This window comes from Streptomyces sp. NPDC019890 (assembly GCF_044903445.1).
Taxonomy (GTDB): domain Bacteria; phylum Actinomycetota; class Actinomycetes; order Streptomycetales; family Streptomycetaceae; genus Streptomyces.
In genome coordinates this window covers 429,187-453,923 of sequence record NZ_JBJDQK010000001.1, presented here as the reverse complement: position 1 = coordinate 453,923, position 24,737 = coordinate 429,187, and the positions used below count along the sequence as shown (strand labels likewise).

The following is a 24,737-nucleotide window of genomic DNA, read 5'->3' as shown; positions in this document are numbered from 1 at the left end:
CCTCACCTCTCGTTTGCTGCAGGACCTCGGCGAGGTGCGGTGCCTCCCGGTCCCGCTTTGACATCGATATGACCGGCAGCGGCCAGGGGATGGCGAGCTCCGGGTCGTCGAAGGCGATCGTCACGTCCTCGGCCGGATCGTGCGGGCGGTCGATCTGGTACGAGACGTCGGCGGTTTCGGTCAGCGCCTGGAAGCCGTGCGCGCACCCCGCCGGGATGTACAGGGTCACCTGCGTCTCGTCGGACAGCTCGAAGAAGGCCTGGCTGCGGTATGTCGGCGAGTCGGGCCGCAGGTCCACGACGACGTCGAAGATCCTCCCGTACGAGCACCGCACCAGCTTGGCCTCGCCGGCGCCGGAGCGCAGGTGCAGGCCGCGCAGCACGCCCCGGACCGAGCGGGACAGGCTGTCCTGAACGAAGGCGTCCGGGTCGAGGCCCACCGAGCGGACCACGTCGGCGTCGAAGGTGCGGCAGAAGAAGCCGCGCTCGTCGGCGTACGGCGTCGGCTCGAACAGGTACGCGCCGGCGATCGCCGGGACTTCGGTCGCTTTCATTTTCATTCCGGTCGCATTCATGGAGCCTCCCGCAAGGCGTGGGCGTGGTCGGTCGCCGGGAACAGGGCTGCTGTCAAGGCGTTGAACTGGTGCTCGAGGCGCCGGGCGGCGGCCAGGTTCCGCTCGGTGAGGGTCCGTCGCAGCTCGGCCGATCGCTTCTCCAGCGCCCGGAACTGCTCGAGCAGCCGGTCGGCGTCGACCTCGCGCGCCGGGTGGCAGTACGCGGCAAGCCCCATCTGGGCCATGAGCGCGTCGCTCTTCGCCGCATAGCTGAGTGCGAGCACCGGCGTTCCGGTCTTCAGCGCGCAGATCAGGTTGTGGTACCGGATCGCCACCACGGTGTCGGCAGCCGCCATCTCCTTCATCAGGTCGGCCAGTGAGGACGCCTCGGCCGCGGTGACCAGTGGCGAGTCCACCGCGTCGAGGATCGCGGCGACCACCGGCGCGTCGACCCCGTCGCCGGTGAGCAGCCGGACCGGCCTGCCGTCCTCGACCAGCGCGCGGACGAAGCGGATCGTCCCGTCGAGGTAGCGCCGGTGGATCTCCTCGGCCCGGGCACGGTCGTCGTTGCCGCCGTGGAAGGCCATGACGCCGACGCAGACCAGGCCCGGCGGGCCCGAGGGCGCGCTCGCCGGCGGCGTCGGCAGGGCGAATGCGAGGTCCGGGTAGACCTCGTCGCGTGCGGTGTCCACGCCCATCGCCCGCATCGCGTCGCGGGACGGGGCGTCCCGGTACGACCGGTAGGTGGCCAGCCGCGCCGACCAGCGCACCAGGGTTCGGATCGGCCGGTTGCCGATCGCGGCGGCGCCGACGCCGACCAGCGCGACCCGGGTGCCGAACAGCCGGCCGGTCGCGCAGAGCAGGAACAGCGAGTACGGGAAGCCCCACGGCCGCAGCGGCAGCGTGGCCTCCAGGACGCCCATGCCCGGCACGATCACCACGTCGTGCCGGCGCACCCAGGCAGCGGTGCGGAAGGCGTCGACGAGTTTGCCCAGACCCTTCGCCGCGAGCGCGCCCGCACGCGACGCGGTCCGGTACTCCCCGCGGTACCAGTGCAGCCGCGTCGCGGGGATGCCGTACCGGGTCGCGACGACCTCGGGTCCGCCGCACAGAGCGTCCACGACCGCCTCCGGGTGCTCGGCGCGGAGATACCCGAGCACGGCCTCGAGGGACCCGTCGTTGCCGAGGTTGCCGGAGCCGAGCAGGCCGAACACCCCGACGCGCACCGGAGTCTCGTTCGCGGGCGTCATGCCTGCCTCCCCTCACGGCCGGCGACAAGGGCGTCGACGGAGACAGTGATCCGGTCCGGGTCGACCGGGGCGCGGTCCTCGACCCGTTCGCCGGCGTCCGGCCGGACCCGGCTGGTCATCCACGCGGTCAGGTGGCGGTAGCACGCGCGCCGGTCGGCCGGGGACAGCGGCGCCCGCCGGATCGCCGAGGCGAAGCCCCAGACGTACTCGGCGAGCAGCCGGGGTGTCGGGTGCAGCAAGCCGGCCCGGCGCGGGTCCAGGTTGACGCACCGGGAGCGCTTGGACGGGTTCGCGCGCTCGGCGCGGGCGGGGTGGTCGCGGCGGAAGTACAGCAGCTCCGGCACCTGGTGGAAGGGCCCGTGCAGGGTGATCTCGGCGACGTACGTGCGGTCCGCGTGGTGGTAGCTGTCCATCGGTTTCACCCGGCGCAGCATGTCGGCCCGCATCACCCCGTAGAAGTCGTCGCCACCCGCCTCGAACAACAGACTGCGGAAGCGCTCCGGCGCGTGCGGGGAGTCGGTGGCGAGCCCGTACTCGTAGGGGACCTTCACCTGGCCGTCGCCGTCGATGACCGCCTGGCCGGTGTGCGCGAGGATCATGTCCGGCCGTTCGTCCAGCGCCTGAACGCAGCGCCGCAGCAGGTCCCGGGCGTACAGGTCGTCGTGCGAGGCCCACTTGAACAGCTCGCCGCGGGACTCGGCGAACACATGGTTGTGGTTCGGCGTGGCGCCGATGTTCCGGGGCAGCCGGAGGTACCGGATGCGCGAGTCCTTCGCGGCGTACCGGCGGCAGATGTCCTGGGTCCCGTCGGCCGAGGCGTTGTCGGAGATGACCAGCTCGAAGTCCTCGTAGGTCTGGCCGAGCAGGGCGTCGAGCGACTCGGCCAGGTACTCCTCGCCGTTGTACACGGGCAGGCCGATGCTCAGCCTGGGTTGGGCGGTCATGAGGTCCTCACTTCGGGGATGGGGTTCTGGTGGTGCTCGCGCAGGGCGGACCGCAGCTGCAGCCACCACACGGCCGAGCCGCTGACGGTCGCGGCGGCGACGCCCCAGGCCGAGCCGACCGTGCCGGCGACGGCCGCCCCGCCGAGCCCGCCGCCGACATAGCAGGCGGAGGCGAACAGCTGGCAGCGCAGGCTGCGCCGGGCCGCGCCGAGCGCGCGCAGCCCGGCCGCCGCGCCGGTGCCGAGGCCCGCGCCCGCGACACCGATGGTGACCGGCACGACAAGCGCCGCGGCGGAGTGCCAGACGCCGCCGAGCACCAACTCGCCGAGCCGGTCCGGCATCAGCAGCAGCGCCCCGCCCCAGAGCAGCGCGGCGGCGGCCTGCCCGCCGCCCAGCAGGAGGCAGAACGGGCCAAGGCGGTGCGGGGCTTGCCGTAGCACCCGTGCGGCCTCCGGGACGGTGACCAGCGACAGCCCCATCAGCACAGCGAGGAACGGGCCGAGCAGGAGCTCGGCGCCCCGCACCGCACCCACCGCGCCGACCCCGACGATCGCGCCGAGCCCGTACGCACGCAGTTGGCTCGCGCCGCTGAGACTGACGTTCTCGACCAGGTACCGGTAGCCGAGATCGCGCTGCTCGCGAAGCCACCCGCGCGCCCCGGTCATCCGAGGCCGGATGCCGCACTGGAGGCAGCCGTACGCAGCGGCCACTGCGGCGGACGCGCCCCAGGCGAGCACGAAAGCGGCCACGCTGCCCACGCGGGCCGCCACGACCATGGCCGGGACGAGCGCGATGCCCCACACGAGGTCGTTGACGAACGCCTTCCGCCCGGTGCCGGCGGCGAAGAACGAGAACCGCCAGGCGTCCTGCAGCAGCAGCCCCGGCAGCACGACGCCGAGGCACGCGAACGCGGGCCCCACGCTGCCGCCGAGGGTCGGCCCGACCACCAGACACGCCGCGCCGAGGGCGGCACCGACGCCGAGTGCGGTACCCGACGACCGGGCCACCGCCCCGCGCCAGGACGCGTCCGACACGCCGCTGAAGCGCACCACGAGCGGGTCGGTGGCCAGCCCGCGGGAGACGTTGAGCACCACGCCGTAGGTCACCCAGGCCAGGCTGAACACGCCGAACGCGGTCACCCCGAGCGAGCGCGCCACGTAGATCCCCACCGCGAAGTTGGTCATGCTGGAGGCCGCCTGGTCGGCCAGTCCCCAGGACAGCCGGCCGACGAAGGCCCGCTTGGCGGTCCGCCGGGCGTCTTTGGGCCGGTCCGCCGGTGCCGTCGTCTTGTCCCCCTCGGTGGTCATCGGCGTCAGGCCTTGATCAGCCCGGCGCCGTGCAGGGCGCCGGCCGCGACGGCGACGGTGTCGAACGGCAGCCCGGACCGCTCGGCGACGTCCAGCAGACTGTGCTCGCCGTCGGAGAGGCTGAGCACCCAGAGCATGGCCATCTGGGCCTGCTTCGCGTCGCTGCGGCCGCCGAGCGAGTCGTACAACCCGCGCCGGCCCAGCTGTGGCTCGCCGTAGGGGCTGAGGTTGAGGTACCGCCGGTTGCGGTCAAGCACGGCGAATGCCTCGCGGCAGAGGGCGAGCGTGTCCGCCATCGCCTCCGGGGAGACGAAGTCCAGGTTGTCCGCCGAGGTGTGGTATTCGGGGTAGCCGGCGTACGGGGTCCGGCTGAGCGAGCCCACGCCGAGATCGAACCCGGGCGAGCAGAACTGCCGCTCGTCGTAGCCGTACGGAGTGAACTCGGCGACGCGGTGCGGGCGTTCGGAGGCGAGAAGCACGTGCCGCATCACCCGGTCGATCTCCGCGTCGCCGCGCCTGCTCTGCTTGTACGTCAGCCGGCCCGAGTCGCCGGCGCAGGCCAGCACCAGCCCGTGCTTGACCCGCTCAACCCGCTCCGCGTTGCGGGCCAGCCAGGTGATCGCCCCGATGGTGCCGGGCGCGAACAGGAACCGGTAGGTGTACCACGGCGTCTCCTGTGCCAGCGCCCGGGCCAGGAACGTCGCCACCGCGATGCCGGCCAGGTTGTCGTTGGCCAGCGACGGGTGGCAGACGTGGCAGGAGACGATCACCTCGTCGGCGACCTGCCCGGGGACCACGTGCTCGGCGTAGGTGAGGTGGCCATCTGCGAGTGTGGAGTCGATGCGCACCTCGTACTCGCCGTCCGGCAGCGCGTCCAAGGTCTCCTGGGCCAGGCAGAACCCCCATTCCGGCGTGTAGTAGCTGGTGCGGTACGGCACCCAGGCCGGGTGGTCCGGCAAGGTGTGCAGGTGTTCACGCAGCTCGGCCAGCGGCATGGTCGCCGACACCGGCACGCTGTAGCCGAGCACGTGCAGGCTGGACGCGGCGAAGTCGACGACCCGGTTGCCGGCGGTGTCGGCGATGTACGCGTCCCGGATGTTCCACTCCTGCGGCACCGTCCAGTCGAGCACTTGCGTCCCGGTCGGCACCTCGTGCACCTGCAGCGGAACGTACTCGCCGACGATTTCCAGGGTGGCGCGCACACCGTCGCCGGTGATGCTCCGGCACAGCGGGTACAACCGCTCCACCAGCGCGTACATCTCTTCGCCGGCCGCGGTCATCGGCGCCACCGCAGGGTGTCGTCGACGGCGCCGGCGTCGGACGCCGCGCGCAGCACGGCCAGCCGGGTGAAGCGTCGCTCGAAGTCCTCCCGGGTCAACCTGTATTTCCCATAGGCGTCGGCGAGTTCGAGCGCGCCCTGCTTCACCGTCCACTCGCAGTCGAAGCCGGGCACCGCGGCGCGGAACCGGGAGAAGTCCACCCGGTACGACCGCGGATCGGCACCGGCCTCACCGGTGATCACCACCTTCGCGCCGGACACCGCCTCGGCGACCTGCTCGGCGATCTCGGCGACCGTGACGTTGTTGACCTCGCTGCCGATGTTGAACGCCCGGTCGTGCACGGCTTCGCGCGGCGCGGTCAGCGCGGCCGTGAAGGCCCGTGCGATGTCGGCGGCGTGCACCAGCGGGCGCCAGGGGGTGCCGTCGGAGAGCACAAGGACCTCGCCGGACAGGAGCGCGTGGCCCACCAGGTTGTTCAGCACGATGTCGGCGCGCAGCCGGGGTGAGTAGCCGAAGGCGGTGGCGTTGCGCATGAACACCGGGGTGAAGTCGCCGTCGGACAGCGCGTGCAGGTCGTCCTCCACCCGCACCTTGGACTCCGCGTACGGCGTCACCGGGCGCAGCGGGGCGTCCTCGGTCACCAGGTCGTCGCCGCCGGCGGCACCGTAGACCGAGCAGGTCGACGCGTACAGGAAGCGCCGCACTCCGGCGTCGCGGGCCAGCCGGGCCAGCCGCACGGAGGCGTGGTGGTTGATGTCGTAGGTGAGGTCCGGCGCCAGCGATCCCAGTGGGTCGTTGGACAGCGCGGCCAGGTGGATCACGGCGTCCACCCCGGCCACGTGGTCGGCCGTGACGTCGCGCAGGTCCACCCGGGGCCCCGGCGGGTCGGCGGGCGGCGGGCCAAGGACGCAGTCGGCGAACAGTCCGGCGTCGAGGCCGACGACTTCGTGTCCGGCGGCCGTGAGGACCGGGGCCATCACGGTGCCCAGGTAGCCCTGGTGTCCGGTCAGCAGTACGCGCAAGGTTCATTCCCCCAGATTGAGAGTGAGTTTGGTGACGGCGAACGCCTCGGCGTAGCGCGCGTGGCATTCGATGCCGCGGATTCGTGCAAGGCCGAGGAAGGCCTCCCGGTCGTACCAGGGCCGGTGCCGCTGCGAGGGGTAGTGCTCCTGCAGCAGCCGCACTTTCTGTTCGGCGATCTCCGGCGACAGCGGCTGGTACGCCGCCGGACGGCCGAGATCGCCGTCCCACTTGACGATCTCGTAGCGGAGCACGAGGTGGTCGCGGAATGCGGTGGTCATCAGCTTCGCCAGGCCGCGGTGATCCTGGTGCGCGTCATCGGTACGCGGCGCCAGCACCAGATCCGGTTCGCTCTGCAGGCGCAGTTCCTCCACCGCGGCTTTGGCCTCCTCCCAGTGCGCGGGCAGTCGGCCGTCCGGCAACTTGAGCACGGTCAGCCGCAGTTCGGCGCCCGGGCAGAAGGCGGTGAGCGCGGCCCGCTCCTCCTGTTCCCGCTCGCTGCCACCGCCGGAGAGCACCAGCGCGTCGACCCGGATGCCCGGCCGTGCGAGGCACATCGTCAGCAGCGTGCCGCCGGCGCCGATGGCGATGTCGTCGCAGTGCGCGCCCACCGCGACGATCCGGTCCAGGCGCCCGGCCCCGAGCCGGATCACGCGGTCCTCGCTCCGGCGCTCGCATTCGCGCCGTCCCGTTCCCACACGGCCCACGGGCGGTCGCCCCGGGCGTAGGCGTCGTCGAGTGCGGCCCGTTCCTTCACGGTGTCGGTCGGCTTCCAGAAGCCACGGTGCTGGTGCGCCACCAACCGTCCCTGCTTGGCCAGTTGGGCGCATCCGTCGGCGACCAGGTCCCCGTTCTCCGGTATGTGGTCGAAGACCTCCTGGCGGAGCACGAAGTAGCCGCCGTTCTCCCACAGCGGCATGTCGCTCACCGCGGTGATGCCCCCCACCAGGCCGTCCTCGCCCAGGTCCACGCAGTGGAACGACGACTGCGGCGGCACCACCATCATCGACGCACCGGCGTCGCGCCGGGCGAACCGGTCGATCATCTCCGGCAGCGGGGCGTCGGTGAGCACGTCGGCGTAGTTGGCGAGGAACATCTCGTCGCCGTCTAGGTGGTGCCGCACCCGGCGCAGCCGCTCCCCGATCGGCGACTCGATGCCGGTCTGCACGAACGTGATCGTCCAGGAGGCGATGTCGGTGGACAGCAGCTCGGTCCGCCCGCCCCGCAGCACGAAGTCGTTGGACGTCGTCTCCTCGTAGTTGAGGAAGAAGTTCTTGATGTGGTGCGCCCCGTACCCGAGGCACAGGATGAACTCCGTGTGCCCGAAGTACGCGTAGTAGCGCATGACATGCCAGATCAGCGGCCGCGGGCCGACCATCGCCATCGGCTTGGGCATGTCGTCGGAGGCTCCGCTGCGCATCCGCAGCCCGTAACCGCCGCAGAACAGAACGACCTTCATGACTTGACCTCGACAATGCTCAGTTCCGGGATGGGAAAGACGAGGCGGCCGCCCCAGTCGTGCACGAAGGACAGCTGCTCGACCAGCTCGGCCCGCAGGTTCCACGGGAGGACGAGGACGTAGTCCGGCTTGTCGGCGGCTATCTGTTCGGGCGGCAGGATGGGGATGCGGGTGCCCGGGGTGTACCTGCCGTGCTTGTAGGGGTTGCGGTCGACCGTGTACGGGAGCAGGTCGGGCCGGATGCCGCAGTGGTTGAGCAGGGTGTTGCCCTTGCCCGGGGCGCCGTAGCCGACGACCGTCTCGCCGCGCTCGGCCGCCTCGATCAGGAACCGCAGCAGATCGCGGCGGACCTTGGCCACCCGGGCGGAGAACTCGGTGTATCCGGACAGCTCCTGCAGCCCGGCGGCCTTCTCCCGGGCGAGCACGTCGGCCACCCGCTGCGTCGGCTCGCCGGCCACCTCGGCCGGCCGGGCCCACAGCCGGATGGAGCCGCCGTGCGTGGGCAGCAGCTCGACGTCCACGAGCGCGAGTCCGCCGCTCGCCAGCGCCCGGATCGCGGACGCGACCGTGTAGTACTGGAAGTGCTCGTGGTAGATCGTGTCGTACTGGTTCTCCTCGATCAGGGTCAGCAGGTGCTGCACCTCGATGGAGACCCAGCCGTCGTCGGCGACCAGGGCGCGCAGCCCCTTGGTGAACCCGACCACGTCGGGGATGTGCGCGTACACGTTGTTGGCCACGACCAGGTCCGCCGGGCCGTGCTCGGCGCGGACGGCCGAGCCGGTGTCCGGGTCCAGGAACGCCGTGAGCGTGGGTACGCCCGCGTCCCGTGCCGCGGCGCCGACGTTCACCGACGGCTCGATGCCGAGGCATGGGATTCCCCGGTCGACCATGTGCCGGAGCAGGTACCCGTCGTTGCTCGCGACCTCGACCACGAAGGCGTCGGGGCCGAGAGCAAGGCGCGCTGCGGTGTCGGCGACGAACGTGCGCGCGTGCTCCACCCAGGAGGTCGAGTAGGAGGAGAAGTACGCGTACTGCGTGAACGTCTCCTCCGGCGTGATCAGCGGGGGGATCTGCGCGAGCCAGCAGTCGGTGCAGACCCGCAGGTGCAGCGGGTACGCCGGTTCCGGCTGGTCCAGTTGGTCCGCGGCGAGAAAGCTCTCACACGGCGGGGTCGCCCCCAGATCGACGACGCTCCCCAACGCCGCCGAGCTGCAGAGTCGGCATCGTGTCATCTACTGCCCCCATCCCTGCTCGCGCGGGTTCCCCGCCGCGAGCCAGTGTTTCCATTACCTAGCGACGGCACGGTGTCCCCGCCGCCGGACCGACCCGCGATCGCGGTGCGGTACCCCTCCACCAGGCGTTCGAGGCCGACGGCCGGGCTGAAGCCCTGCTCGTATCGGCGCCGGGCCGCCTGGCCCATCTCCTGGTTGCGGTGCGGATCGTTCGCGATCCGGCGCACGCAGGACGCGAGCGAGGCGAGGTCGCCCGGCTGGTGCAACAGCCCGGTCACCCCGTCCTCGACGAGTTCGACGAAGGCGCCGTGACCGGCGGCGACGGCCGGGACCCCCGCCGCCATCGCCTCCACGACCACCAGGCCGAACGCCTCCAGCCAGGTCGAGGGAGCCACCACGGCGACCGAGCGCGCGATGGCCTGCCGGCACTGAGCGGGGTCGTACAGGCCGACGTACCGCACGTCGTCCCGGCCCGCCGCCCAGGCGGTCACCTCCGGCTCCAGCGGCCCCGCGCCGGCGATCACGAGCGGCACGCCCACACCGCCGCTCGCTGCGATCTCGTCCCACGCGGCCATGAGCAGCCGCACGCCCTTGGCCTCCGCGAGCCGGCCGAGATAGAGCAGATGCTCGCCGGCGCCCGCTCGGCGGGCGTCCGGGTCGGGCACGAAGTTGTGCTTCACCGCCAGCCGCTCGGCCGGCATGCCGGACCGCACCAGGACGTCGCGCTGCGCCGCGGAGATGCAGAAGAACCGCTCCACGCCGGACCACCACCGCCGCCGGTTGACCGACAGGCTGACCGCGAGCGGCACCGTCGCAAGGCGGGAGTTCCGGTAGCAGCCGTGCCGGACGGCGGGCAGCGGCGTGGACCCGACGCACTCGGTGCACGGCCGGCCGTCCCGCTGCAGCGTGCCGGGCGGGCAGACCTGGGTGTAGTTGTGCAGTGTGGCGACGGCGGGCACGTCGGCGTCGGCGCAGGCGGCAAGGACCGCGGGGGACAGGAGCGGGAAGACGTTGTGCACGTGCACGACATCCGGCCGCTCGGTGCGAAGCCGGCCGGCGAGCTCCGTGCGGACCGCCGGGTTCCACGGCACGAGGAGCGGCACCGCGGCCTTGGAAAGCAGGGACCGGGCGGCGATGTCGTCGCTGCGCCGCTCGAACACCTCGACCCGGTGGCCGGCCTCGCGCAGCAGCGCCACCTCCTGGTCGACGACGTTGTTCTCCCCGCTCGGCTGCGCCGAGGCGTAGCGGTTGTGGACTACGAGGATGTGCATGCTCAGGTCACCTCCGATCTCTGGACCCATCGCGGTATGCGTCGTTGAGGGACTTCGGGCGTCGCGAGGGGAGTGGCCGCGGCAGGTGTCGCAAGCAGCGAGGCGGCCGCGGTCAGATGCAGCAGATACGGCGAGGCGTCGCCCAGACCGGCCTCGGTGTACGACGCGATCGCGCAGTAGCTGATCAGGAAGATCGCGCAGGCCCTCTGCAGCGACGGTGGCCGCAGCAACGCGACGCCGCCCAGCACGATGATGATCGCCGCCACGATGGCTGCGCCGGTCAGACCCTGCTCGTGGTAAACGGCCAGCCAGCTGTTGTCGATCGGCAGCCCGCCGAACGACTTGTCGCCCAGGCCCGCGCCGAACAGGTACTCCGAGGTGGTCCGGGGGGCTGCCAGCAGGGCGTCCCAGACCTTGGCCCGACCGGTGAGGTTGGAGAAGTTCTCCTTGCTCTGTCCGCGCAGGAACCACGCCTGCAGCGCGGCGCTGAACGCCACCGCGGCCACGGCGGCGCACAGCACCGCCCAGGCGAAGAACCGGCGGGCGGCGGCGCTGGTCAGGATGAGCGAGCCGATCGCCAGCACCAGCCCAATGAGTAGGCCGAGCGTGGCAGTCCGGGTATGGGTCAGCGCGAGCAGGACGAGTGCCGGCACGATGACCACCGCCGCGCTGCCCCTGGTGGTCCGGCGGCCCAGGAGGAGCAGCACGGTGAGCCCGATGATCACTGCGGCGTACTGTCCGATCTGCGGCGGGGTGAGCGGCCACAACGCGCCGACCAGGCGCCCGCCGTAGAGCTCGGGCATGGCGGCGCCCGGTGAGATGACCAGGCCGGCGGCCACCGACCCGAGGACCACGAAGTACATCCGGATGTGGTGCCGGACGAACGTCAGGTTTCCGTTCCACCAGCGGCTGAGCAGCCACAGCGTGCCGACGAAGAGAGCCAGCCGGGCGCAGCGGAACAGCGCGCCGAACCCGGACTCCAGGTTCGCGCTGGAGATCACGCTCGGCACGAGCAGCAGGGTGAGCAGGAACACGAAGGCGCTGGCCCGGATGCGCAGCTGGAGATTGACGGCGAGTGCCAGCACGAACGCGGCGACCAGCGCGCCCATGGTGGCCATCTGGATGAGGGAGCGGGGCAGCGGAACGATGGTCTTCGCGCCGGCGGAGCCGAGCGTGTTGAGGATCAGCAGCCCCCAGGCCGTCCCGACGATCTTCGACGTGTGGTCCGCGGCCATCTCAACCACCGTCCCGTGCGCGGAAGGTGCTGCCCGCGTCCTGCTGGTACGGCGTGCCCTGCCACTGCCCGAAGTCGAGCTTTCGGCTCGGGTCGTGGGCGATGAAGCTCCATGGTCCGCGGTAGACGTTGTCGTGCCAGCGGTTCTGCTGCTTGTGGGTGATCGCCTCAGCCACCCGTTCGCCCGGGTACGGCGTCCAGTCGGGATAGGTGCCGTAGTTGGCGAGCACGGCCATGCGGCCGCACTTCACCGTGCACCCGACGACGGACGTGTCCAGCACGAAGCGGTTGTGGTGGATGTCCACCCGCTGGGTCTTCCACCGGCAGTCGGCGTAGAGCGGTGCGGTGGCGATCGCCGGCTGCGCGCAGCGGTCGGTGTCCCGCACCAGCAGCGTGCAGTCACCGGACGAGGTGTTGGCCGGGCTGTTGCAGAACCGGTCGGCGTTCTCCCACAGGGTGATCCCGGACCAGTTGTTCTCCAGCACGTTCCGGTAGATCTCGATCTTGTCCGTGCGGGCTCGGATCCGTGGTTCGCCGCCGGACTCGGACAGGTAGACGGTCGCGAACGGGAAGTTGTCGCCGCGGTCGGCGTACTTGCGGCCCTCGACCCAGTTGTTCCGCCGGATCGTGTTTTTCCGGATGACCGCGTTGTAGCTGGTCTCGTAGATCAGCGCGGCACCGTCGTTGGCCTCGAGCACGTTGCCCTCGATGCGGAAGTCGTTGTTGTTGGTGTCCGCCCATAACCCGGCTCCGTGGTTGGCGTGCACCCAGTTGCCGCGTACGTCGGCGCCGTTGACGGCCCAGAACTTAACGCCTCCACTGCAGCCGCAGCCCGGCCGCCGCCGCTCCCAGTCGTCCTTGTTGTTGCCCACGATCTCGTTGCCCTCGAGCACCAGGTCACTGATGGAGTCGTCGGCCTTGTACGCGTTCATTCCGTACTGTCCGTTGCCGCGCAGGCAGCTGGCGCGGATTTGCTGGCGGGCACCGGCCATCAGCCCGGCGCCGGAGTTGTTCTGGATCGTCGCGTGCTCGATCACCCACCCGTCGGCCGAGTCGTGGTTGACCACGCCCTCGTTCTGCGGCGCGACGAAACCCTGCACGGTCAGGTACCGGATGGTGACGTCGCGGGCGGCACCGCCGAACGCGTACTGGTTGGTCTTCCGGCCGTCGAGCACCGCGCCCGGCGCGCCGAGGTAGGTGTTCCCCTTCTTGGGGATTATCTGGGCGTAACGGTCCGATTCGAGCCTGTGTTTCCCCGGCCGCAGCCAGAACGTGGTGTTCGGCGGGCTTTTCTTGGTTTTCGCAGCCAGGTCACCGACCACCGCGGGGTCGACCGTCACCGCACCCGCCGGCGCCTTCGCCGGCCCGGCCGCAGGCTTGGCGCACACCCGGGCCACGGGCGCGGATCGGGCCGCGGTCGGCTCCGCCGGGGCGCTCGGTGTGCTCACGCAGCCGGTCGCCGCCAGCAGGACCAGCACCAGCGGTGCCGTCGGCAACGCCCAGTGCCGCTTCTTGATCACCACGCGTCCTCCCTAGCCGCGGAACCTGAGCACGGTGGTGAACTCCCCCAACAGCACAGCGCCGTCGGCGAAACCGGTGCCGACCAGCGTGGTGGAGGGTTCCTTGCGTCCGAATCCGGCGGAGTACCAGCCCAGCGGCGGGTCACTCTCGCCGCGATGCGCGCGCCAGCGCAGCTGCCCGGGCAGGTCGAGCACCGCGGAGCGGTCCTCGCCGTCCCGGGTCCAGGTGAGCACGGCCCGGTTCTCCGCCAGGTCCGCGGTGATCGCCGGGCCGAGGTGGAACGCGAGGCGCATGTCCCGGCGCGGGCCGCGCACCTCGTCGACCACCCGCAACTCCTGGCTCGCGGCGGTCAGTTCCACCCGGCGGCGGTGCACGGAGCCCTGGTAGCCGTCGTGTTCGGCGCACCAGCGGACCGTCCCCCCGTCGGAGGTGTCGGATGTGTCCGCGACCAGGACGCGGCTGCGGGCATGGCGGGTCCACAGGAACGGGCCGCCGGAGGCGGACTGGTCACCGCCGTCCAGCTGCAGGGTGTTGTGGCCGAGGGTGGACCGGAAGTACTCACGCCACTCGGGCTGCCCGTGGTAGCAGTACGTCCCCGGGTCGGCGAGCACGTCGACTCCGTCGTGCCGGACCTCTAGGGACAGCGCGTCCGCGTGGGCATGCGCGGCGATGGACAGGAATCCGTGCGGGCCACCGTCGCAGCGGCACCAGATCTCCTCCGGACCGCGCAGGATGGTCATGCCCGCGTCAGCCAAGTGGGCCGGTCGGCTTGCCGGGCGGGTCACGGCCGGTGCAGTTCCATTCTTCGAGTACGGCCGGATGAGCGCGGCAAGCAGCGGGGTGCGCACATCGGTGCCGGTCACCGCCGGCCACCAGTCGAGCCGGCCGAACACGGCGTCCCCGGTGGCCAGCAACGAGCCCCAGCGGTCGGTGCCCGCGCCGTCCACGACCAGACCGTGCCCGTCGTCCGCGTCCCCCTGGCGCGGCGGCCGCAGCCGGTTGTCCACGATGGCCGCGAGGGCGTCGGTCATCCGCAGCAGCACCAGCCGGAGCGATGCGGGGACCGGCACGTCGGCGGCATCCGCCTCGGCCACCGCGGCCAGGCCGAGCTCCAGCACGAGTCCGTGATACTCGGTGGCCAACTCGCGGTTGAGGCCCGAGTGGAAGGTGTTGCCGCGCAGCTGCCGCTCCAGCGAGCGCAGCGCGCCGGCTCGCCAACGCGCCGAGGAGGGGAACCAGCCGAACGCGCAGGCTGCGGCGAACTGCCCGGCGGCCTCGGCGATGACGTGGTTGTTCGCAGAGGACCCCCGGCTGGGGAAGGCGGCCAGCCAGCGCTGGTGGTGCCAGATCTGGTTCAGCGCCACCGGGTTGTCCTCGAACAGCCCGGCCGCGCCCGGCCAGCCGTCGAGCAGCCGGCGGATCCACACCCAGGACAGCAGCCTGATGCCCAGCTCGATGCCGCTGACCCAGTGCACTCCGCGCAGCGGCGCGTTGGCCGCCCACCACAACCGCAGGTGCTCGGCCACCCGCTCGGCGTACCGCTCGTTCCCGGTGATCGCGTAGGCGGCGGCGAGCACGGTGAGGTACTGATGCCGGGACGGCTCCCAGATCTGCTTGATGTCCCCGACCGCGTCCTCGTTCCGGTACGGCACGTCGAAGGCGTACCCCCACGGAGCCCGGCGCCCGGTCTTCGGGTCGTACCACCAGTCGGGGTTGACCATGTCGTCGCGGTCCACCCCGAAGTACTCGGCGTGCCCGGCCATCAGCCGGTCCGCCTCGGCGATGAGCCGTTTCGCTGCGTCCGGCGGCACTGCGGCGATCGTCCCGGCGGGCAGTACCGCGGTGAACCGGGCGCCGTTCACGCTCGGGCAGTCCGGCGGCGCCGACCGCCACCGCCGCCTGCGCACCGCGTCGCCCACCCGGCCGCCGACCTCCCGCGGTCCCATCCGGGACAACCGCCGCAGGTACCAGCCCGCGCTCATGGTCATCGTGCCCTCGCCAGCGTCACCGGCGCGCCGCCGGCCAGGCCTGCTTGTACGGCGAGGGTGGCCGCGGTGGTGGCGACCAGCGACTCCAGCGGCACCGGCATCGGCCCGCCGGTCCGCACGGCCTTGATGAACGCGGCCAGCTCGGCGGACTGGCCCTTGTCCCGGGCCTTGGGCAGCCGCGAACTGACCCACCGCTTGCGGCCGTATACCGAGGCACGGACGAAGTCGTCGAGCCGCAGCACCTTGCCGTCCGCGACGAGGTCCAGCGTCTCCTTGGGGAAGCTGGGCGCGCCGGTGGTGACGTAGCTGATGGTGGCGGTGGACCCGTCCGGGTAGTGCAGCACGACCTGCAGGTCCTCGTTGCCGGCCGTGGCGGTCGCGTACACCGAGACCGGGTCGGCCTCGAGCAGCCAGCTCGCCGTGTCGATGAAGTGTCCGCCCTCGCCGGCGAAGCGCGAGCCCTCGGTGCCCTGTTGGAGGTACCAGCTGCCGTGCTGCAGCCGGCCCGCGTTGACCAGGTAGCGCAGGCTCGCCGGACCGGTCCGGGCGCCGAACCGCTTCCTGGCCTCCTGCAACAGCGGCGCGAACCGGCGGTTGAAGCCCACCTGCAGCCGGTCGTTGCCGGACTCCTCCACCGCCGCGAGCACACCGGCCAGGTCGTCCTCGGTGAGCGCCAGGGGCTTCTCCACGAACACCGCCTTGCCGGCCAGCAGCGCCCTTCGGGTCAGTTCGGCGTGCGAGCTGTGGCGGGTGACCACGAACACCGCGTCGATGGACTTGTCGCCGAGTACGGCGTCGAGATCGGTGGTCGCCTCGGCGAAGCCGAACTTCCGCTTGGCGTTGGCCGCGGACAGCGCCGTCGTGGTGACGACCGTGGACAACTCGACGCCGTCGCGCTGTGCCAGGTGCGGCAGCAGCATCGACGTCGCGTAGTTTCCCGCGCCGACGAACGCCAACCGCACCGGTGCCTGGGCGGACCGGGCCGGGGTGGACGCTTTGCCGCTGCGTCGCACCGCGGGCACTGCGACCGCCGGGGCCTCCGCTTCCCCCGCTTCCTCCTTCTGCTCGGGGTACCGGAACAGCACGGCCACGGCCTTCAGGTCGCCGTCCTTCAGGCTCTGGTACGTCTCGACGGCGTCGTCGAAGTCGGCGATGTGGGAGACCAGGGGCTCCACGTCGACGCTGCCGCGGGCGAGGAGATCGAGGAAGCACGCCAGGTTGCGGCGCTCGGTCCAGCGCACGTAGCCGATCGGGTAGTCCCGCCCCTCGAGCTCGTACTCCGGGTCGTAGCGCCCGGGACCGTAACTGCGCGAGAACCGGACGTCGAGCTCCTTCTCGTAGTACGCGTTCCACGGCAGGTCCAGGCGGCACTTGCCGATGTCGACGACCCGGCCACGATCCCGGCACAACCGGGCGGCCAGCTCGACGGGCTGGTTGCTGCCGCCGCCGGCGGCCAGGTACACCTGGTCCACGCCGTGACCGCCGGTGAGTTCGGCGACTGCGGCTTCCACGGCCGCGGACTCGGGATCGCCGCAGGCCGCGGCGCCCAGGCCCTCGGCGAGCTCGCAGCGCACCGGGTCGGGGTCGACCCCGACGACGCGGACCCCCGAAGCGGCGAGGAGCTGCACCACCAACTGCCCGATCAGCCCGAGGCCGATGACCAGCGCCACGTCGCCGAGTTGCGGCTCGCCGCGGCGCACGCCCTGCATCGCGATCGACCCGACGGTGCCGAAGGCCGCGTGCCGCGGCGCGAGGCCGTCCGGCACCGGGGCGTAGAGGTTCTTCGGCACCCAGTTCAGCTCGGCGTGCAACGCGTGCTCGTTGCCGGCGCAGGCCACGAGGTCGCCGACCTTCGCATCGTCGATCCCGGCGCCGACCTGCTCGACCACCCCGCACAGCGAGTAGCCCAGCGGCGTGTAGGAGTCCAGCTTGCCCATCACCTTGCGGTAGGTGGCGGGCACCCCGTTGGTGGCCACGCTCTGCATGACCTTGGCCACCTGATCGGGACGGGAGCGGGCCTTGCCCAGCATCGACATGCCGGCCTCGGACACCTTCATGAGCTCGGTCCCCGTGGATATCAGCGAGTAGGCGGTGCGGACCAGCACACCGCCCGGCTTGCACCCCGGCACCGGCACGTCGAGCACCGCCAGCTCGCCGCTCTTGTAGTTCTGCACAACCTGCTTCACAGAGTCCCCTTGTTTCTACGCCGTCTTCTACGCCGCCGAGCGAGCGCTCCGGCCGGACCCGGAGGTCGCGTCGCGGTACCAGTACTCGAGGGTCAGCACATGCCAGAGATGCTTGGAGAAGTCCCGCTGCCCGGCAGCGTCCTCGGCGACCATGCGCGCCAGCGCGTCGCGGCGCAGGAACCCGGAGTTGACGAGCACGCCGTCGTGCACCACCTCGCGCACCAGCGGTGCCAGATCCCGGCTCATCCAGGCGCGCAGCGGGGCGCTGAACAGGCCCTTGGGCCGATACACGATCTCCCGGGGCAGGATCGAGGTGGCCGCCTCCTTGAGGACGGCCTTGCCCTGTCGTCCGACGATCTTGCGATCGCCGGGCACGGCGAACGCCGCCTTGACCACCTCGACGTCCACGTACGGCACCCGCACCTCGGTCGACGCGGCCATGCTCGACCGGTCCGTGTACGTGAGGTTCAGGCCCGGCAGGAACATCCGGGCGTCGCCCAGGCACATGCGGTTGACGAAGTCGTCGAGGTCGTTGTCCTGGTAGATGTCCGCATGCTCGGTCAGCACGTCCCCGACCGTCCCGGCCAAGTCCGGATTGACCAGGGCGAGCAGCTCGTCCTGGTCGTACATGGTGTAGCTGCGCCGGAACGCGGTCTCCTCCGGCAGATCGGCGAAGGAGAGGAACCGCTTCGCGAAGCGCACCGACCGGTACCCCCGGCGGGCCGTGGCGACCGGCAGCCGGTCCACGGCCCGGGACACCCCGCGCCGCAGGGGCCGCGGGATGCGCTGGTAGCGCAGTGCAAGGAGGTTGGCCAGGTGCTTGCGGTAACCGGCGAACAGCTCGTCGGCACCCATCCCCGAGAGCATCACCTTGACCCCGGCATCCCGGGCGGCCTGGCAGATCAGGAAAGTGTTGATCGCGGCGGGGTCGCCGATCGGCTCGTCCAGGTGGTACGTCATCTGCGGCAGCAGGTCGAGCACGTTCGGAGCGATCTCGATCTCGTGCAGGTCGACGCCGAACCGCTCGGCCACCTGCCGGGCGTAGCGAAGGTCGTCCGGCATCGCCTCGAACTTGGCGTCCTCGGCGCGGAACCCGATCGTGTAGGCGGAGATCCCGGGTTGGTCGCGGGCGGCCAGCGCGGTCAGGTAGCTGGAGTCGAGGCCGCCGGAGAGGAAGGTCGCCACGGGTACGTCGGAGAGCAGGTGGCGGCGAGTCGACTCCTCGACGATGGCGGCCAGGTCCGGCTGCTCGCCGCCCCGGGCCCGCTCCCGGCCCTCGGCGGCGACGTCCTTCAGATGCCAGTACCTGCCGCGCTCCACCCGGCCGTCGGGCCGGCACCGCAGCCAGCTCCCCGGCGGCAGCTTCTCCGCCTCGCGGAACGCGCACCGTGAGTCCGGCACCCAGTAGTACAGCAGTGACGCCACCAGCGCCGCCTCGTCCACCTGCAGCGATCCGCCGGTGGCGGCGGCGAGCGCCTTGAGCTCGGAGGCGAACACCAGGCCCTCACCGCGCCGGAGCAGGAACAGCGGCTTGATGCCGAGTTGGTCGCGGGCGAGCACCAGGTCACCGGTTCGCTCGTCGAAGATCCCGAACGCGAACATGCCGCGCAGCCGGGGCAGGCAGTCCGTGCCCCAGCGCCGCCAGGCCTCCAGCAGCACCTCGGTGTCGGAGGTACCGCGGAAGCGCACCCCGGCGGCTGCCAGTTCGGCACGTAACTCGGGCGCGTTGTACAGCTCCCCGTTGTACGTCAGGACGAGGCCGCCCGAGACCATCGGCTGGGCGCCGGTCTCGGACAGGTCGATGATGGCCAGCCGACGGTGCCCGAGGTGCACCTCGCCGTCACCGACGGAGTGGCTGTACCGGCCCGCCCCGTCCGGACCGCGGTGGGCGAGGGTGTCGGTGAGCCGGTCGGTCACGGCCTTCCCGTCCGGCCATCGGTAAGTGCCTGCGATGCCACACATGTCCTACCGTGCCTCCTGGTCGCTGTCCGGGACCCGTGCGGCCCACATCGGCTGCCGCTCCGTGCGCCGCCTGCCGGTCCCGCTCTGCCGGGCCAGCCGCTCGTTGTGGCCGCGCAGCGCGGTGTGCAGCCCGTCCCACAGCGTGCCGTCGGTCCGGTCCCGCGGATCGGGGTCGATCAGCACCACCCCGATCACCGGAATGCGCAGGTCCGCGAGCTGCCGCGCCACGGTGTGCAGCCATGCGGCGCTGCCGTGCCCGGCACGCACGACGAGCACGGTCTGGGTACCGAGGTACTGGAGGTCGGTCCACGCCGCGCCGGGCGCCACCGAGCCGACGCCGAGCCGGCGCTGCTGCTGCGACACGGTCGCGGCCTGCTCGCCGCTGACCACGGTGGGATCTCCCGGCTTTGGGCGGCGGCCCGCGAGCTGCTGGCCGGGCAGAGCATCGATGATGACCACCGGCTCGTCCGCCGCCAGTGCCGCGGCGACGTCCAGGGCGATGACGCTCGTGCTGCGTGCACAGCCCAGTTCCAGCAGCGACAGCGGTTCCGCGGAGCCGCGCACGATGCGGGCCAGGGACGCGGTGAGCCGTGTGCGTGCCGCCCGGATCCGTCGGCGCTGCCACAGCCTGGCCGACCGGCGGGGCAGCTCCGCGATGACCGAGGCGCCGAGGTTCGCCGCGATCTCCCGGCGCAGCACGGGGCGGTCCGCCACCACCGTGCCGACCGCGGCCACCGCGAGTCCGAGGACGAGCCCGAGGACGAACCCGATCGCGGCGTTGGTGACAGCGGTCTTGGGCAGAGAGTGCCGCACCGCGCGCGGGGCGTCCACGATCTGTGTGCCGGCGATGAGTTGGGGCGTGCCGATGCGCGCCTCCGCGGCGCGCTGGCCGAAATCGGTGATCCGCGAGGTGAGTTCGGCCCGGCGGGCGAAGAGCGACTCCATGTCCGCCGACGCCTTCGGTCCGCTCTGCCGCGTTCCCTCTCCGATCGTCTTGTTGACCTGGGCGAGTTCGTCGCGCATGCGGTCACGCTGGGCGAGCAGAGTCTTGGCTTCGGCGTCCGCGGCTTGTTGTATCCGCTTCACATGGTCCGCGACGAACGCATCGGCCAGCGCCTTGGCGCGGGCCACCGCTTCCGCGTCGCTGTCACCCGTCACATTGATCTGCAGCAGGTTGTTGGTCACGCCGATACCCCCGTAGTCCTGCATGAAGTCCTCCGGCTTTTCCGGGGACTTGAGGGACTGCAGGGCCTTGTCGGCGATCCGCGTGGTGTGCAGCAGCGCGACGTCGGTGCGGATCAGAGTTCCGGGGTCGTTCGGCTGGTCCTGCTGATGCGCGACCAGCACCTTGGTCACCGCGGTCGGCGGCGGCGGCAGCAGCACCGCCACCGCCGCGCCGGCGAGCAGTCCCAGCAGCGCCATGGCGCACCAGAGGCGGCGCCGCCTCCGCACCGCCACCACCAGCGCTTGCAGGTCCAGCAGGGGAGCGGCCCCCGATGATTCCGCGGTCGTACTCGTCGTCATCCGGAACCTCCCGTCGCGTTGTTGCCGACCGCGAGCGCCGGCGTGGCGGCATCCCGAGACGGGCCGGCAGACCGCGTCGGACGGGCCCGGACCGTGCCGGCGAGGACGATGCCGATGACCTCGTGCTGGGCGTCCGCACACGCCTCGGCGATGCCGGCGAGTTCCTCTGCGGTCCAGTTGCCCGCGCTGACCACGACGAGGGCACCGGACTCGTTGTCACGGTCCGGCACCATCGGCTGGGACACCGAAACCTCCACCACCCGCAGCATGGGGTATCCCCTGCTCGAAGAGCTTGGGGAAGGGTCGGTCTCGGCCTCGGCGGCGAGCTGCCCGGCGGCCCGGCGGGCGATCTCGTCGCCGTCCGGGACGACGACCAGCAGCGGTCGGGGGGACGGCAGTTGCTCGCGCAGGCGGGCGCACACCCGCCGGTAGCGGATCTGCCTGCCGGCCTCGTCGCCGGAGGTCTGCGGGGTCGGCAGGTCCCACCGGACGTCGAGGCCCAGCAGCCGGCGGATCCGGGCCCGGCCACGGTCTTCAGGCCGGCGCGCGGGCTGTTCACCGGGTACGTCGACGCTGCCAAGGAGTGCCGAGCCCAGCGCCGCGGCAATCTCCGGTTCGGTGCGCAGTCGGCGACTCATCCGTGCGGCGGTGAGATGGCCGATGACCGCGAGCAGGAAGAACAGCAGCGCCCCGGCGACGATGAGCTGCGTCCTCGTCGGCGGTGCCTCGCCGGCCGGCCGGGCAGCCGGCCCCATGACGACCATGTTGGCCTTGTTGGCAGCCGGATCGGCCTGGTCCAGCTTGGTGATGGCCTCCTGCAGCGCGGTGCGCAGCTTCGCGAGCTCGGTGCGGGCCTGCACGCTCTCCACGGTCTGCCCCGGATCGGCTGCATCGGCCAGCTCGGTGATGCGGCGGCTGGTCTGGACCACCATCTGCCGCAGTGCCTCGGGCCGCGCCGCCGCTTCGGGGTCGCTGTTGTCGCCTCCGATCCGCGCGGCGAAGGCGACGAACTGCCGGGCCACCTGGTCGGAGAGTTGCTGTGCGCGCTGCGGGGTGTCAGCCGTACCCGAGATCTTGATGATGTTCCCGTCGGCGGCCTTGGCGCTCACCCGATCCCGCAGCTCGCTGCCGCTGACCCCGGTCCAGCCGAGTGTGGCAGCCGCGCGGTCGACCACCGCCGAACTGGTCGCTATGTCCACCTGAGTCAGCAGCCCGCGCTCGTCCCACTGCCCCGGCAGCAGGACCGATGCCGACGCCGTGTAACGCGGCGGGAACAGCGCCGAGGTGCCGTAGCCGACGAGCGCGCCCACCACGGTGAGGACGGCGAGAAGCCGCCACCGCCGACGGATAATCCGCCCGATCGTGACCAGGCGGATCGTGTCATCGCTCAACGGCGCGGCCTCTTCCCTGTGCGGACCGGGCGCCCGCCGACACCGGGGCGTGGTCCCGGCAGGCAGCGGCGTAGGCGGCGAGCAGCGATTGCTGGGAGTTCCGCCAGGCGAGCGGCCCGTTGATCCGTTCCTCGCCGATCTTGCCCATGCGGGCCCGCTTCTCCGGGTCGTCCAGGAGCAGCGCGATGAGCTTGGCGAACTCGGCCTCGTCGTTGGCGGGTGCGTAGACGGCGGCGTCGCCGGCGGAGACCCGCGCCTCCCGGAGGTCGAACGAGACGATCGGCCGTCCCATCACCATGTACTCCAGGACCTTGTTCATGGTCGACACGTCGTTGAGCGGATTGTGCGGGTCGGGGGAGAGGCACACGTCCGCGGTGGACAGGTAGCGCGCCAGGTCGGCGTCCGGGATGCGCCCGGTGAACTGCACCTGCTCCGAGAGCCCGAGCCGCCGGGACAGCTCGACCATCGCGTCGAAGGTGTCGCCGCCGCCGACGAACACCGCATGCCAGTCGGTCCGCCCGAACTCGTCGCGCAGCTTCGCGAGGGCCCGCAAGGCGTAGTCGACGCCGTCCTGGGGGCCCATGACGCCGAGGTAGCACAGCAGATGGGGCTTGCCGCGCTTCAGCTCCGGCTCGGGCGGTACCGGCTGGAACCGGTTGGTGTCGGGCGCGCTGCGCACCACGAAGACGTCTTCCGGCCGCTGCCCGCCACGGCGCAGCGCGACGTCCCGGTAGCTCTCGTTCGTGGCGAGCACGACGTCCGCGGCCCGGTAGGTCCGCCGTTCCAGCGCGCACACGGCGCGGTAGAGCAGATCTTCGCCGCGGTCGAACCGGGAGAGGTACAGCTCGGGTACCAGGTCGTGCTGGTCGAAGACGAACCGCGCCCCGCGCCGCTTCAGCCACAGTGCCGGCAGGAACAGCAGGTCTGGCGGATTGCAGGCGTGGACCACGTCGACCGGGCCGACCTTGCGGGCCAGCCGGAGCGTGTGCCACAACGCCGATCCGTACTCCCGGAGGTAGCCGGCCGGCCCTCCGGTCGCCGCGCGCAACGGGTAGCGGTGGATGCGCACCCCGTCGATCTCCGCCTCCGGCTCCGTGTCCCGCTTCTCCCCCCGGGGACAGATGACGTGCACCGTCCAGCCCGCGTCGCGCAGCGTCGTGCACTCCTGCCACACCCGCCGGTCGAACGGCACCGACAGGTTCTCCACCAGAATCAGCGCGCGCCGGTCCGGCCGGTCGCCGCTGGTTATGTCACCAAGCAAGGCCCACGTACCCCGGTTCGGCCCGGCGCGCCTCGGCGTCGGGAAGGTGGATGAGGTCGACGATCACCGGGCCGTCGCCATGGGGCAGCGCCGACACCACGGCCGGATCCCTGGTCCCGACCAGGCACACCTCGGCATGCTCGAGCACCTCGCCGACAGAGTTCGCCAGCAGCTGCGCGAGGTGCGGCAGCCGGGTCTCGATGTACTCGCGGTTCGCGCCGAGCAGCCGGGAGAGGTTCACGTTGGGGTCGTAGATCCGCAGGTCGTACCCCTTGCCGAAGAGCCTCTCCGCCAGCTCGACGAGCGGGCTTTCGCGGAGGTCGTCGGTGCCGGGTTTGAAGGACAGCCCGAACATGCCCACCCGACGCTTGCCGGTGCGCTCGACCAACTCCACCGCGCGCTGCAGATGTTCGGCGTTGGAGGGCAGCACATGGGCGAGGATGGGCACCGAGATGTCGGCCCGCCGCGCCGCGTGGACCAGGCTGCGCAAGTCCTTGGGCAGGCAGGAGCCACCGAAGGCGAAGCCGGGGCGCAGGTAGGCGGGGCTGATGTTCAGCTTGCGGTCGGCCAGGAACACGTCGATCACCTGGTGCGAGTCCACCCCGAGCGCCTGGCACACCGCGCCGAGCTCGTTCGCGAAGCCGATCTTGAGGCCGTGGAACGCGTTGTCCGCGTATTTGATCGCCTCGGCCGTCGGGATGGGCACCCGGAACACCTCGCCGGGCAATCCGTCGTACAGCGCCGCCACCACGTCGCCGCTTGCCGGGTCGAGCTCGCCGATGACGGTCTTGGGCGGGTCGAAGAAGTCCCGCACGCTCGTGCCCTCGCGCAGGAACTCCGGGTTGACCGCGACCCCGAAGTCCACCCCGGCCGTGCCGCCGACGTACTTCTCCAGGATCGGTACCAGCAGGTTCAGGCAGGTGCCCGGGAGCATGGTGCTGCGGAACACGACGGTCTGCCGCCCACCCCGCTCAGCCACCGCGGCACCGATCTGCTCGGTGACCCGCTCCAGGTACGTGGTGCACAGGCTGCCGTTGGGCTCCGACGGCGTGCCCACGCAGACCAGCGACACCTCGCTGCCCATGATCGCCTCGCGGACGTCGCCAGTAGCGCGTAACGCTCCGGCCCGCACGACCTCGGCGATGAGCTCGCCGATCCGCTCCTCGACCACCGGGGCCTTGCCGTCGTTGACCAGGTCGACCTTCACCTGGTTCACGTCCACCCCGATGACCTCGTGACCCAGGCTGGCCAGGCACGCGGCCGACACGCAGCCCACGTAGCCGAGCCCCAGGACGCTGACCCTCATGACCCGTTCCTCTCCCCAGGCAGGCCCTTTTGGCCTGCCATCCGCGCG

The 24,737-nt window shown here is 71.6% G+C and carries 17 protein-coding genes and 2 pseudogenes; all 19 read right to left on the bottom strand.

All coding sequences use genetic code 11. The features are described from left to right. Positions 1-13: 13 nt before the first annotated feature. Positions 14-553: pseudogene (rfbC, locus tag ACI2LP_RS01935) on the bottom strand (dTDP-4-dehydrorhamnose 3,5-epimerase); the annotation flags it as partial. A gap of 17 nt (positions 554-570) precedes the next feature. Then, entirely contained in the window at positions 571-1,803 is a 1,233-nt protein-coding gene (locus ACI2LP_RS01930) for a polysaccharide pyruvyl transferase family protein (RefSeq protein WP_404722576.1), read from the bottom strand. Further along, entirely contained in the window at positions 1,800-2,747 is a 948-nt protein-coding gene (locus ACI2LP_RS01925; protein ID WP_404722575.1) for a glycosyltransferase family 2 protein, read from the bottom strand. Before ACI2LP_RS01925 ends, ACI2LP_RS01930 begins: the two co-directional genes overlap by 4 nt. Then, positions 2,744-4,054 (bottom strand): hypothetical protein, encoded by a 1,311-nt coding sequence (locus ACI2LP_RS01920; protein WP_404722574.1) that lies wholly within the window; start codon positions 4,052-4,054, stop codon positions 2,744-2,746. Before ACI2LP_RS01920 ends, ACI2LP_RS01925 begins: the two co-directional genes overlap by 4 nt. A gap of 5 nt (positions 4,055-4,059) precedes the next feature. Continuing rightward, the gene (locus ACI2LP_RS01915) at positions 4,060-5,343 is read right to left on the bottom strand and encodes a DUF4910 domain-containing protein (RefSeq protein ID WP_404722573.1); all 1,284 of its coding nucleotides are present in this window, start codon (positions 5,341-5,343) and stop codon (positions 4,060-4,062) included. Next, complete coding sequence (locus ACI2LP_RS01910) at positions 5,331-6,356, bottom strand: NAD-dependent epimerase/dehydratase family protein (protein WP_404722572.1); 1,026 nt, start codon at positions 6,354-6,356, stop codon at positions 5,331-5,333. The genes ACI2LP_RS01915 and ACI2LP_RS01910 overlap by 13 nt, the downstream gene beginning before the upstream one ends. Positions 6,357-6,359: 3 nt before the next feature. Further along, positions 6,360-7,007 (bottom strand): PIG-L deacetylase family protein, encoded by a 648-nt coding sequence (locus ACI2LP_RS01905; protein ID WP_404722571.1) that lies wholly within the window; start codon positions 7,005-7,007, stop codon positions 6,360-6,362. Then, the gene (locus ACI2LP_RS01900) at positions 7,004-7,813 is read right to left on the bottom strand and encodes a glucose-1-phosphate cytidylyltransferase (protein ID WP_404722570.1); all 810 of its coding nucleotides are present in this window, start codon (positions 7,811-7,813) and stop codon (positions 7,004-7,006) included. Before ACI2LP_RS01900 ends, ACI2LP_RS01905 begins: the two co-directional genes overlap by 4 nt. Beyond that, positions 7,810-9,045 carry a class I SAM-dependent methyltransferase gene (locus tag ACI2LP_RS01895; protein WP_404722569.1) on the bottom strand — a complete coding sequence of 412 codons (1,236 nt, stop codon included), beginning with the start codon at positions 9,043-9,045 and terminating at the stop codon, positions 7,810-7,812. The genes ACI2LP_RS01900 and ACI2LP_RS01895 overlap by 4 nt, the downstream gene beginning before the upstream one ends. Next, on the bottom strand, positions 9,042-10,316 hold the full coding sequence (locus ACI2LP_RS01890; RefSeq protein WP_404722568.1) for a glycosyltransferase: 1,275 nt from the start codon (positions 10,314-10,316) through the stop codon (positions 9,042-9,044). Before ACI2LP_RS01890 ends, ACI2LP_RS01895 begins: the two co-directional genes overlap by 4 nt. Positions 10,317-10,318: 2 nt before the next feature. Continuing rightward, on the bottom strand, positions 10,319-11,551 hold the full coding sequence (locus ACI2LP_RS01885) for an O-antigen ligase domain-containing protein (RefSeq protein WP_404722567.1): 1,233 nt from the start codon (positions 11,549-11,551) through the stop codon (positions 10,319-10,321). Position 11,552: 1 nt separating this feature from the next. Beyond that, the gene (locus ACI2LP_RS01880) at positions 11,553-13,073 is read right to left on the bottom strand and encodes a right-handed parallel beta-helix repeat-containing protein (protein ID WP_404722566.1); all 1,521 of its coding nucleotides are present in this window, start codon (positions 13,071-13,073) and stop codon (positions 11,553-11,555) included. A 9-nt stretch (positions 13,074-13,082) separates the two neighbouring features. Next, entirely contained in the window at positions 13,083-15,059 is a 1,977-nt protein-coding gene (locus ACI2LP_RS01875) for an alginate lyase family protein (protein ID WP_404722565.1), read from the bottom strand. Then, a complete protein-coding gene (locus tag ACI2LP_RS01870; RefSeq protein ID WP_404722564.1) occupies positions 15,056-17,245 on the bottom strand; it encodes a bi-domain-containing oxidoreductase in 2,190 nt (729 codons plus the stop codon). Before ACI2LP_RS01870 ends, ACI2LP_RS01875 begins: the two co-directional genes overlap by 4 nt. A gap of 27 nt (positions 17,246-17,272) precedes the next feature. Continuing rightward, on the bottom strand, positions 17,273-19,207 hold the full coding sequence (asnB, locus tag ACI2LP_RS01865) for an asparagine synthase (glutamine-hydrolyzing) (protein WP_404722563.1): 1,935 nt from the start codon (positions 19,205-19,207) through the stop codon (positions 17,273-17,275). A gap of 3 nt (positions 19,208-19,210) precedes the next feature. After that, on the bottom strand, positions 19,211-20,731 hold the full coding sequence (locus tag ACI2LP_RS01860; protein WP_404722562.1) for a Wzz/FepE/Etk N-terminal domain-containing protein: 1,521 nt from the start codon (positions 20,729-20,731) through the stop codon (positions 19,211-19,213). After that, the gene (locus ACI2LP_RS01855) at positions 20,728-22,122 is read right to left on the bottom strand and encodes a Wzz/FepE/Etk N-terminal domain-containing protein (protein WP_404722561.1); all 1,395 of its coding nucleotides are present in this window, start codon (positions 22,120-22,122) and stop codon (positions 20,728-20,730) included. The genes ACI2LP_RS01860 and ACI2LP_RS01855 overlap by 4 nt, the downstream gene beginning before the upstream one ends. Further along, positions 22,119-23,383: pseudogene (locus ACI2LP_RS01850) on the bottom strand (glycosyltransferase family 4 protein). The gene ACI2LP_RS01855 and the pseudogene ACI2LP_RS01850 overlap by 4 nt, the downstream one beginning before the upstream one ends. After that, a complete protein-coding gene (locus ACI2LP_RS01845; protein ID WP_404722560.1) occupies positions 23,373-24,689 on the bottom strand; it encodes a nucleotide sugar dehydrogenase in 1,317 nt (438 codons plus the stop codon). The pseudogene ACI2LP_RS01850 and the gene ACI2LP_RS01845 overlap by 11 nt, the downstream one beginning before the upstream one ends. Positions 24,690-24,737 lie beyond the last annotated feature (48 nt).